Source organism: Actinoallomurus acaciae (genome assembly GCF_042429965.1).
Lineage (GTDB): Bacteria > Actinomycetota > Actinomycetes > Streptosporangiales > Streptosporangiaceae > Actinoallomurus > Actinoallomurus acaciae.
The window spans coordinates 1-10,227 of record NZ_JBHLZP010000303.1 but is presented as its reverse complement, the minus strand read 5'-3'; the positions used below and the strand labels follow the sequence as shown (position 1 = coordinate 10,227).

Annotated in this window: 9 protein-coding genes, 1 tRNA gene and 1 pseudogene; 6 read left to right on the top strand and 5 right to left on the bottom strand. The window is 69.8% G+C overall.

Annotation, left to right across the window (positions count from 1 at the left end):
• The 3 genes and pseudogenes from ACFFNX_RS31510 to ACFFNX_RS31500 form a co-directional block, all read right to left on the bottom strand.
• Positions 1 to 657: pseudogene (locus ACFFNX_RS31510) on the bottom strand (prenyltransferase/squalene oxidase repeat-containing protein); the annotation flags it as partial.
• The gene (locus tag ACFFNX_RS31505) at positions 654 to 1,571 is read right to left on the bottom strand and encodes a terpene synthase family protein (RefSeq protein WP_378209514.1); all 918 of its coding nucleotides are present in this window, start codon (positions 1,569 to 1,571) and stop codon (positions 654 to 656) included. The pseudogene ACFFNX_RS31510 and the gene ACFFNX_RS31505, both read right to left, overlap by 4 nt.
• A 76-nt stretch (positions 1,572 to 1,647) precedes the next feature.
• On the bottom strand, positions 1,648 to 3,015 hold the full coding sequence (locus ACFFNX_RS31500) for a cytochrome P450 (protein WP_378209513.1): 1,368 nt from the start codon (positions 3,013 to 3,015) through the stop codon (positions 1,648 to 1,650).
• Between the two features lie 431 nt (positions 3,016 to 3,446).
• On the opposite strand from ACFFNX_RS31500, the gene ACFFNX_RS31495 reads away from it, so the two are divergent.
• The 6 genes from ACFFNX_RS31495 (at position 3,447) to ACFFNX_RS31470 (ending at position 7,332) form a co-directional block, all read left to right on the top strand.
• On the top strand, positions 3,447 to 4,046 hold the full coding sequence (locus ACFFNX_RS31495; RefSeq protein WP_378209512.1) for an ArsR/SmtB family transcription factor: 600 nt from the start codon (positions 3,447 to 3,449) through the stop codon (positions 4,044 to 4,046).
• A gap of 26 nt (positions 4,047 to 4,072) precedes the next feature.
• Positions 4,073 to 4,831, top strand: coding sequence for an SRPBCC family protein (locus ACFFNX_RS31490; RefSeq protein ID WP_378209511.1), 759 nt, complete (start codon positions 4,073 to 4,075; stop codon positions 4,829 to 4,831).
• Between the two features lie 80 nt (positions 4,832 to 4,911).
• Positions 4,912 to 4,985 (top strand) — tRNA-Pro (locus ACFFNX_RS31485).
• A gap of 245 nt (positions 4,986 to 5,230) precedes the next feature.
• Complete coding sequence (locus ACFFNX_RS31480) at positions 5,231 to 6,307, top strand: PIN domain-containing protein (RefSeq protein WP_378209510.1); 1,077 nt, start codon at positions 5,231 to 5,233, stop codon at positions 6,305 to 6,307.
• A gap of 147 nt (positions 6,308 to 6,454) precedes the next feature.
• Complete coding sequence (locus ACFFNX_RS31475; RefSeq protein WP_378209509.1) at positions 6,455 to 6,757, top strand: hypothetical protein; 303 nt, start codon at positions 6,455 to 6,457, stop codon at positions 6,755 to 6,757.
• Positions 6,754 to 7,332: an Imm21 family immunity protein gene (locus ACFFNX_RS31470; RefSeq protein ID WP_378209508.1), complete on the top strand. Its 579-nt coding sequence runs from the start codon at positions 6,754 to 6,756 to the stop codon at positions 7,330 to 7,332. Before ACFFNX_RS31475 ends, ACFFNX_RS31470 begins: the two co-directional genes overlap by 4 nt.
• Before the next feature lie 164 nt (positions 7,333 to 7,496).
• Here ACFFNX_RS31470 and ACFFNX_RS31465 read toward each other — a convergent pair whose 3' ends face one another.
• On the bottom strand, positions 7,497 to 8,978 hold the full coding sequence (locus tag ACFFNX_RS31465) for an alkaline phosphatase family protein (RefSeq protein WP_378209507.1): 1,482 nt from the start codon (positions 8,976 to 8,978) through the stop codon (positions 7,497 to 7,499).
• A gap of 199 nt (positions 8,979 to 9,177) precedes the next feature.
• Positions 9,178 to 10,227, bottom strand: a 1,050-nt coding sequence (locus tag ACFFNX_RS31460; RefSeq protein ID WP_378209506.1) for a WD40 repeat domain-containing protein, incomplete at its 5' end; no start/stop codon positions are given.

The following is a 10,227-nucleotide window of genomic DNA, read 5'->3' as shown; positions in this document are numbered from 1 at the left end:
CGTGCCGGTCGCCTCCGGGCGGATCGCCCGGTGACCGCGGACGGCGTCGGGGACGACCTCCAGGGCGTGCAGCAGCTTCTGCGGCAGGTCCCCGCCCGCGCCGAGCCGGTCGCTGATGACGTCGAGCAGCGCGCCGTCGACGCCCGCCGGTGGGGCCAGGCGTTCGCCGCCCGGCCACCAGGCCTCGCAGGGCGGTGTGTCGCCCAGCGCGTCCAGATGCCGGTTGATGGACCGGATGAGGGACGGCACGATCAGCTCGATGGCCGGCAGGTCCGGCAGGTCGGCCCTGGTCAGCGCGGCGGGTCCGCGCAGCCATCGAAACAGCATCCGCAGCCCGGCGGCGGCGCCGACGGCCTCGACCCCGACGGCGTCGGGGCGGAGGATCGCCAGGAGGGCGTCGGTCGCGCTCAGGGTCGGCACGAGCGCGTAGCCGGGCTCCGGAGAGCCCCACCCGCCGTCCGGCCGCTGGGCCCGCAGGAGGTAGTCGACGCGCCGGTCGTGCCCGGCGAGCCACGGGCTGAGAGCCACGAGCCGTCCGGTCTCGTACACGGAGGGGGAGACCTGACCCCACGGCTCCGCGACGAGCCCGGCCACCAGTTCCTCCACCTCGGCCTTCAGGTCCGCGTCCGTACCGGTCGCCCACCGGATGCCGGTCACAGGCTCCCCCAGTAGTCCGTCGACCCGTAGTAGCCGGAGCTGTGTCCGATCTGCCGGATCAGATAGTCGGCCTCCTCGGGGAAGCCGGCCGCCAGCGGCTCGATCAGCTCTTCGCAGCGGGCCACCGAAGCGGCGATCCGCCGGCGGACGTCGTCGGGGGTGAGGCCGAGCATCAGGCTGTTCAGGTCTCCCCAGGTCATGTCCCGCTCGTACGTGGCCAGGTCGTTGAGCAGGCGCAGGGTGCGCTGCACCTCCGCGCTGGCCTCCGCGAGCCGCTCCAGCTCGCCGGCCGTGCTCACGGCTCCGTTGTCGATCCAGTGCGAGACGTTGACCAGCGACGAACCGAAGTTGTCGGCGTTCGCGAGGTAGCCCTCCAGGTCGGGGAGGGCCGCCGTGTCACCGGCGGCGCGAGCCGTCTTCCAGTCCCACTCCCGCGCGTTGGCGAGCAGATACCGCCGGAGGTGCTCGCGCCAGATCGGATACTGCGCCGCCCAGCCGGGCCGGCGGGCCAGATCGTCGCGCAGTGCGGCGAGGAACGCCTGGACCGGGGCGTCCGGGTCGGGTGGCGCGCCGTCCCCCACGGCCTCGCATCCCGTCACGATGGCGTCGATCTCATCGCGCGAGGTCGCGACGTAGTCCATGAGCCAGTCCACGGCGAACGCCCACAGGGCGGTACGCGCCGCGACCCGGATCCGGGCCGCCGTCGCGCCCGGCGAGCCGAACGCGTTGGCGAGCGCGACGCCGCTGAAGACCGTCGGGCCGAACGGCTTGGTGGGGAACAGGGCCGGGTACTCCGCTGCGCACTTTTGCAGATCGCGGAGGCAGTCCATGGCGAGCGCGCACACTTTTCCCCGCTCCGCGGCGACGCCCAGTAGACCGTCCGACTCGTCGCGCCGGGCGACGGAATAGGCCATCCCATCTCTCCTGTGTGTGAGGATCGGTTACCCGAGACCTGTGGCCGAACGCCCCGCGCCGGGGCGGGGAGCGGTCTCAGACGGCTCGGAGGAAGAGCTCGACGTCTTCTCGGGGTCGGAGCGTGGCGCCGATCCGGGGCGTCTCGGGGACCCGGCCGGCGAGGACCGGCCGGAACCGGCTCAGCAGGCCGGCGACGATGAGTTCCGCCTCCAGGTTGAAGATGTGCATGCCGATGCACTGGTGCGGGCCCCCGCCGAAGGGGAAATACGAGTAGCGATGCCGGCGGGACTCCGCGGTGACGCGGCCGGGGGTGAACCGCTCCGGGTCGAACTCCAGCGGACGCGGCCAGAACGCCTTCAGCCGATGCGTGAGGAACGGGGAGATCAGCAGAGTGTCGCCGGCCTTCACCCGGACCCCGTCGAACTCCGCGGGCGCCACGGCGCGGCGCGGGAACAGCCAGCCGACCGGGTACAGCCGCAGCAGCTCCTGCACGACCTGCTTGGTGTAGTCGAGCCCGGGCAGGTGCCGCGGGCCGACGCGGTCCCGGCCGACGACCCGGTCGACCTCCTCGTACAGGCGACCGGCCACCTCGGGGTGGGCGTCGAGCAGCGGCCACAGCCAGGTGAGCGCGCTGACGGTGGTCTCGGTCGCGGTGGCGAACATGGCCACGAGGTTGTCGCGCACCCACCGGTCGGTGACCTCCCCGCCCTCGGCGGTACGCGTCTGGCACAGGGCGGAGAAGAAGTCGGTCCCGTCGTCGGGCCGCCGGCGGTACTTCTCGATCACCGAGAACAGCACGCTGTCCATCTCCTCGACGCCCTTCTTGAACGCGCGGTCCCCCGGCACCGGCATCGACTCGGGCAGGAAGGGCAGCAGGAACCGGAACGCGATCGCCGTCGCGATGTTCTCGAAGGCCGGCAGGAGCCGCTGGTTGTCGGCGTCGGAGATCTTGTCGCCGAAGAAGACCTTCAGCACGGCCGTGTTGATGATGGTGCCGAGTTCGGCCCTGGCGTCGATCGGCCGTCCGGCCTCGGCCGTACGGGTGAGTTTCTCGATCGACTGGTCGATGGAGCCGGCGATCCGGTCGGCGACCACGTTCAGGTGCCGGTGAGTCAGCACGGGTTGCAGGCTGTGGCGGCTGAGCTCCCAGTCGGGACCCTCGCCCAGGATGCTGTCGCCGAACAGGCGGTGCAGCGGCCGCCAGAACGTGCCGTCGCGGAGGAAGTTGTCCGACTCGTCGCGCAGGATGCGCTGGACGTGGTCGGGATGGCTCGCCACGTGGGCGCGGAAGACTCCGAAGTCGATGCGCACGAGGTCGCCGTCGGCCAGCCGGCCGATCTGTTCGATCTCGCCGATCGGGTCTTTCAGAAGGCGGGGGAGGCTGCGGTAGAGCCGGAAGGTCCGGGCGTTTCGCGGCAGGCGTGATTCAACGACAGCAGACACTACTGGCGTCCCCTACTCCAGATCGGCGACGGACGTACCCGCAGGCGCCGCTTCGGGCCGAAACGCCGGTTGAGGGTAACCGGCCAGGTGGAGGCGGCGCTGAGGTGCGACAACGATTCATGGACGACGGCTACGGACAGTGGTCACGGTGTCTACAAACTGTGCTTATCGGGCAGTATCGCACGATAGATCGGGATCGGCGATAGGTGAAGTAGTGGAATTTTTCACTATTCCGTCCTTTCTGTGTGCGACCGAAACGAGTGGTCCTGACAAGCAGTCGGAGCCACTCGTTGTGTTTTCGGTCGGACGGAATTGCAGGTCAGGTGCCCTTCGGGCGGGTGCGCCGGAGTCCCGCGTGCGGCCTCCGGCCGTCGCCCGCCGACAAACCCAGAGTGCTTGACAAGAAAGTTTGTCGGTGCGAGGCTTCCGGCATGTTCGAAGTGGCAGTGATCGAGGACCCGGCCGCGGCCGAGGTCTCGCTCGACCCCATCCGCGCCCGGCTGCTGGCCGAGCTGGCCGAGCCCGCGTCCGCGACGATGCTGGCCGCCAAGGTCGGCCTGCCGCGGCAGAAGGTGAACTACCACCTCAAGACGCTCGAACGACACGGCCTGGTCGAGCTGGTCGAGGAGCGTCGCAAGGGCAACGTCAACGAGCGGCTGATGCGGGCGACCGCCGTGTCGTACGTGATCTCGCCGGCCGCGCTCGCCGCCGTGGAGCCCGACCCCGCGCGCTCGCCCGACCAGCTCTCCGCACGCTGGCTGCTCGCCGTCGCCGCCCGTCTCGTACGCGACGTCGGCGAGCTGATCACCGGTGCGGCCAAGGCCCGCAGGCGCGTGGCGACGTTCGCGATCGACGGCGAGGTCAGGTTCGCCTCGGCGGCCGACCGGTCCGCCTTCGCCGAGGAGCTGGCGGGCGCCGTGGCCGCCCTGGTCTCCAAGTACCACGACGCGACGGCCGAGGGCGGGCGCGAGCACCGCGTGGTCGTCGCCGTGCACCCGAGCACCGGCGGGGCCGCCGCTCCGAACGGCTGACCGACGCCACAGAGGAGGAAACGACGATGACGCACGAGTTCGAGGTCCGTAAAGAGATCGAGCTGGACGCCACCCCCGAGGAGGTCTGGGACGCCATCGCGACCGGTCCCGGCATCGACTCCTGGTACATGGGCCGCAACGAGCTGGAACCCCGCGTGGGCGGAAGGGGCGCCCTGACGCTCGGCGGGCACACCGAGGAGTCCACCGTGACCTCCTGGGAGCCGGGGGAGCGGCTGGCCTATCGCACGCCGGAGAACCCCGACGGCACCTTCATGGCCTTCGAGTACCTCATCGAGGGCCGTGACGGGGGCGGCGCGGTGCTGCGGCTGGTGCACAGCGGTTTCCTCGGCGACGACTGGGAGACCGAGTACGAGGCGATGAGGACCGGCTGGGACATGTACCTCGCCAAGCTGGCCGAGTACCTCGCCTACTTCCGCGGCCGCGTGGCCACGCCCGTCTTCGCGGTACGTCCGCAGGGCCCGGCGCCGGAGCGCCTCTGGGCGGTCCTGACGAGGGAACTGGGCCTGACCGGCGAGCCCGGGGAGGGCGACCGGGCGGCGCTGACCGTCGAGGGCCTTCCGTCGATCGACGGAGTGATCGACTACGCGGGCCTGCCCGACTTCCTCGGCATCCGTACCGATGACGCGATGTACCGCTTCATCCACTCCGGCGTCGACCGCGGCAACGTCATCGTCCTCGGCCACCACCTGTTCACCGACAAGGTCGGGCAGAAGGAGGCCGAGCACGCCTGGCAGTCCTGGCTCGACGGTCTGACCTTCGCCTGAGGGCCGCTCACACGGCCTCCCGGCCGAGGCTGCGCGGGCCAGATCATCCGCCACGCTGTGCTAGCCTTTTAACGCGTTCTCGGGACGTAGCGCAGCTTGGTAGCGCATTTGACTGGGGGTCAAAGGGTCGTGGGTTCGAATCCCGCCGTCCCGACCGAGATCACAGGGTGTCAGCGATCATCATCGATGATCGCTGAGTGACCAACCCACGAAGGGGCGTCCGTACGGGCGCCCCTTCGTGCTGTCTCACTCCGTCGCGTCGCCCGCCGAGACCGGTCCTGGAAGGCGCCCTCGACCAACACCGGCCGGAGCTGCTTCCGGTAGACCGTCGCGGGTGCTCATGACTGAGCGGCCGTTCCGTGGCGGACCGAGCGGTTCGGGTCGTTGCCGCGGTGACAGATGCCGCTCACCTACGACCGCCGCCATTGGCTTGTTCTGGTTGTCCCACATGCCGGAGGTGATCGCGTTCCGGCCTACCGTCCGGCGTACAGAGTTGCCAGGAGTGTGTCGTGGCAGGATCACCGCATGCTCATCACACCGCGCCCCGGTGCAGGTCGGAAGAACATCCGTCAGGCCCTCAACGGCGTCCACACCACGGCGATGAACCTGCAGCGGCCGTACGGCAGCGCTTTCGAGGGGCTGCTGACGTATCTGGAGTGGGCCACGGAATCCGCGCGGACGCTGCGTCCCCAGATCAGCGATCGGGACCTCGACCAGCTCGTGTTCACCGACCGCTACCGGTTGCTGCTGGGCAGCTGCGGCACGCTCGCCGGGACCGCCCAGCAGCGCCTTGTGAACGGCCTTGTGCAACTTGAGGTCGCCGAACGGATTGAGGCGTTCGAGGCGGCCGTGGCCGCGTTGGAGACGCGGATCGGCCGGTGGAGCCAGCGGGAGGTGTTCGTTGTGGCCGACTCCAGCTTCTACATCCAGAATGAGGTGAAGCTGGCCGACGTCGACCTGCACGAGGTGCTCGACCTGCCGCGCTGGCAGTTCGTGCGCCTGCTGTTCCCGATCGTGGTGGTCGACGAGCTGGACGACCTCAAAGACGCCAGCAAGCAGCGTGCCCGCTGGCGTGCCGCCCACACGCTTGGTCTCCTCGACGAGGTTCTCAATGGCGGCACCCACGGGGTCCTGCATGAGGGGGAGCACACCGTTCAGGACGGCGAGACTCGCGGCAGGGTCAACCTGGAGATCGTCCTCGATCCCCCCGGCCACGTGCGCTTGGACCGCCCCGATGTCGAGATCATCGACCGGACGGTGGCCATCCAGGGCCTGGCCGGGCGCGACGTCCGGTTGCTGACGTGTGATACGAGTCAGCACACCCGGGGCCGGGCTGCCGGGCTGCACGTGACCAAGGTGGTGACGAAGGACCCCGGGGACGAGCCGGACTGGTCCGCCCCGGACAGGTCTGGCACTGGCGTACGCGCACAGCGGCGCGCCCGGCAGGCCGAAGCCGAGGCTCCGACGGCCAGTTGAAAAACGAGGACCACGGCAGTGATACTGCGCTGCCCGCCACCTGGCCGGTAGCTGGCCAAGCAGCGTGAGACCCTCCTCAGGAACACTCCCGACGTCATCGAGGAACTCACCGCCGAGGAGCGGGCGGACGCGCCCTACATCGGCAAGATGATCACGGCGGGCTCGGTCGGGCTGTTCGACGCCGCGCTGAACTACCTCTGGAACGAGACGATCAACCGGTTGCGGGACCACGTCGCCGCCTTCGACGTCGACTACTTCTTCGACCTCGCCGAGACCGACCCCGCCCGCCGCAAGAACCTCAAGACTCGCGACGACCTCTCCCAGATCGACGACTACAAGCTGCTGGAAGCCGCTAACAAGATCAAGCTCGTCGGTGGGTTCGGGTATTCGTCCGTGCGGAATGGGACCGGTCGGGCGCTGTCCGTGGGCAAGGGCACACTGCTCGCATGAGTGGATCTCGCAGCGGCACCAGCCGTGTCCGTTCCGATCTGGATTGGGTGCAGTCGATGGGCGGCCCGTTGATCGTTGTTCCGGCCTCCGCGCTTGATCAGTGGGGCGGCTGCACGGAAGACGGGGTGATCGTGGGTGGCACCGATACGCCTGACGACTACGACCGCGCCTGCGAGGTGGAGGGATGGGCCGGGGTGATCAGCGTCGGTGCTGGTGCATGCGCACTGGTGCTGGCCGACGAGCCTGCCACGACGTGCTATCTGCCCGAGCACAACATCTTCTTGCGCCGGCTCGCCGCGGACTCCGACGCTGAACTCCTCGAAGCGGCCGAGGCCGTCCTGAACGAACCCTCCGGAGAGTGGGAGGACTGCGGAATCTGGGAGACCGACGGCGCGGCGGTTCTCATGGACTCCGCCGAGGCCGGAGCTGACCCCGATGTGGAATACCCGGGCAGTGGAGGTCTGCCAGAGCAGGCCCGGATTCCTGTGTCAGCGGGACGCTGGAACATTCGAGCGTTTCACAGGACGGACGATTTTCCGTGGGTGGGCATAGTCCAACTCCTCCCGGCGCACTGATCCTCCATGAGCTCTGGTCGCCAAATGCTCATTCATGTCCACGGCTGAGAGGGACGCGTCCAGGCACCGACCTGCGCTCGGAGCCGGCAGGCCCCTCGCCGTGATCGACCAGAACACAGGAGGGGCGGGGAGGGACATCTCGTTACGTACTGAATCGACGGCCGTCAGGGGGTGGTCGGGCGTCGGCCCGGGGCCTGTCTGGGTGGGGTCTGGTCGGCGGGGGCCGTCGGCTTGGGCAGGTTCGCCACCTCGTACCTCGACAGGTTCAGCGCCGCGGTCGTGTCGGGCATCGTCGGCGGGGCCGCCGGTCTGCCGCGGAAGCGGAAGGCCGAGGTGAGGTCGCCGAAGGTCCTCCTGCGCCAGGCGCTGATGTTCGAGCATTCCACGCCGGTCACCTTCTCCAGGAACCGCAGGTTGGAGGTGTGGTCGAAGGGCTCGCTGCACACCCAGCCGCCGGCCGTCCACGGCGAGACGATGACGCAGGGCACGCGGAAGCCCGCACCGATGGGGAGACCACCCCCGTTGACGCCCCCCGGAGAGGTCTTGGTCACGAACTCATCGGGAGTGCCGGCCGGCGGGATCGGCGGTGGGACGTGGTCGAACCCGCCGCCGTGCTCGTCCCAGACCAGGATGAACACGGTCTTGGCCCACACGTCGGGGTTCGCGGCGATCGCGTCGATCGCGCTCGCGATGAACTGTGCCCCGGCCGCCGGGGTGCTCGTGTTCGGGTGCTCGTCCTGGCCGGCTCCGGGGAACAGCCAGCTCACGGTCGGCAGCCGATCGTGGAGCGCGTCGTATTCGAACTGGCCGATCTGGCACACCTGGGAGTTGATGTGAAGTGGCGAGGAGGCAGGGGCCTCCCGGAAGTTCCTCCAGTACGACGTCTGGCTGCGCATGCCGCCCTCGACCCAGTAGAACTTCCAGCTCACCCCGGCGTCGGTGAGGTTCTCGGCATAGGTCGGCCACGTGTTCACGTTCATGTTGTTGATGAGGACGGGGCCGCCGTTCTCGCCGTTGGGATCGATGGTGCCGGTCTCCCACATGACCCGGTTGGGCGTGGTCGAGGACAGCATCGAGCAGTGGTAGCGGTCGCAGATCGTGAACGCGTCGGCCAGTGCCCGGTGAAACGGCAGATCCTGCTCCTCGTAATACCCCATGACCAGCGAAATGTCGGCGCCCGTCTGGGCGTACGCGGCATTGGCCGGCATCCATGAGTCGATCTTTCCCGCGTTCCATGCCGCATGCGACACCTGCCATGAGTAGTCGCCGGGGCTCGGGATCAGCTGTGCCGATGTCGTACGGCTGTCCATGTGCCACGGAAGCAGATAACCGTCGCGGTTGATGTCCGTGGGCTGGTAGAACACGCTCCGGCCCGTGTCCAGCCGGATCGCGTGGGGGTCCGAGAAGCCCGCCACGCCCGACATGGTCCCGAAGTACTGGTCGAAGCTGCGGTTCTCCTGCATGAGCAGTACCACGTGCTCGATATCGCGCGACGACGGCTTCTTGCTCGGCGGGGGCGAGGCCAGCGCCTTTCGGATGTTGGGCGGCAACACCGTCGCCGCCATCCCGGTCGCCCCGGCGGCGGCCGCCCCCAGAAGGCGGCGTCGAGTGAACGGCGAGCCCTGCGGCTGAGTCTCCTCGGACATCGGTATTCAGTTCTCCTTAGGCTGTGCGCATACCGCGCCCCCAGGGCGAAATGTCGGCTTTAGGGGCGGGCGCGTTAGACGCTAGCCGGGCGGTCATGAACGGAGCGTTGACCCGCCATAAAAGCGCCCATAACAGCATGTTGACGACACTGCGGGGGCTGCCCGTAGGCGGCTTCACCGGCGTTTTCAGCCCGTCGTCTCAGCCGAGGTCCCACAGGCGTACGGCGCCGTCGTCGCCGGCCGTCGCGAGGGTGCGGCCGTCCGGGCTGAAGGCGATCGCCTCGACCGTACGGGTGCGTGCGTCCAGCCGGGCGGCGGCGGTGCCGCTCCGGACGTTCCACAGCAGCACGGTCTCGTCGCTCGCGCAGGCCAGGGTGCGGCCGTCCGGGCTGAACCCCACGGCGTTCACCCGGCCCGCGAACCGGGGCACGGTGGCCGTCAGCCGGCGCCCGCGCACGTCCCACAGGCGTACGGTGCGGTCGTCGCCGCCCGTGGCGAGCGTCCGTCCGTCGGGGCTGAACGCCATCCCGCCGACGAGCGAGGTCAGCTTGGCGACCGTCGTGGGCCGTGGCCGCGCCGAGACGTCCCAGAGGCGTACGGCCCGGCTGCCCGCCGTGGCCAGGATCCGCCCGCGCGGGGCGAAGACCGCGCTCAGCAGGCTCTCCCCGGAGTCCGGCAGCGACCGGATCGCGCGCCGGGTGCCGACGTCCCACAGGCGCACGGTGTCGCCGGAGGTCGCCAGGACGGTGCCGTCGGGGCTGAAGCCGAGCGTGCCGGTGCCTCGGGTGTGGGTGTCGAGCGTCGCGAACGCCCGATGGGTGCCGGTGTTCCAGAGGACGACCCTGCCGTCGTCGCCGCCGGTCGCGAGCGTACGGCCGTCCGGGCTGAACACGGCGGTGGAGATGGGGCGCCCGTGAACGGACAGCGTGGCGGAGGGAGCGGCGGACGGGCGGCCGGCGGCGGTGTTCCACAGCCGTACGGCATGGTCCTGGCCGGCCGCCGCGAGAGTGCGCCCGTCGGGGCTGAACGTCACACCGAACACCTCGCCGCCGCCGGCGGGGAGCGTGGCGGTCAGGCGCGGGCGGGGGACCGGCGTGCGGAACGACGCGGTGGGACGGCGCCGGGGGTCGTCCACGCGGAGGCCGTTGCTCAGCAGCAGGAGGGCGAGCGTCGTCAGGGAGGCGACGGTCACGATGGGCCGCCGGCGCCGGTCACGCGGCCGGGCGGGCCCTGGGTTCCGCGCCGGCGG

Bases quoted from the DNA above. Each gene is read 5' to 3' on its own strand.
- ACFFNX_RS31475 (WP_378209509.1), top strand. From the start codon at position 6,455: ATGATCACGGCGGGCTCGGTCGGGCTGTTCGACGCCGCGCTGAACTAC.
- ACFFNX_RS31495 (WP_378209512.1), top strand. From the start codon at position 3,447: ATGTTCGAAGTGGCAGTGATCGAGGACCCGGCCGCGGCCGAGGTCTCG.
- ACFFNX_RS31465 (WP_378209507.1), bottom strand. From the start codon at position 8,978: ATGTCCGAGGAGACTCAGCCGCAGGGCTCGCCGTTCACTCGACGCCGC.
- ACFFNX_RS31470 (WP_378209508.1), top strand. From the start codon at position 6,754: ATGAGTGGATCTCGCAGCGGCACCAGCCGTGTCCGTTCCGATCTGGAT.
- ACFFNX_RS31480 (WP_378209510.1), top strand. From the start codon at position 5,231: ATGCCGCTCACCTACGACCGCCGCCATTGGCTTGTTCTGGTTGTCCCA.
- ACFFNX_RS31505 (WP_378209514.1), bottom strand. From the start codon at position 1,571: ATGGCCTATTCCGTCGCCCGGCGCGACGAGTCGGACGGTCTACTGGGC.
- ACFFNX_RS31490 (WP_378209511.1), top strand. From the start codon at position 4,073: ATGACGCACGAGTTCGAGGTCCGTAAAGAGATCGAGCTGGACGCCACC.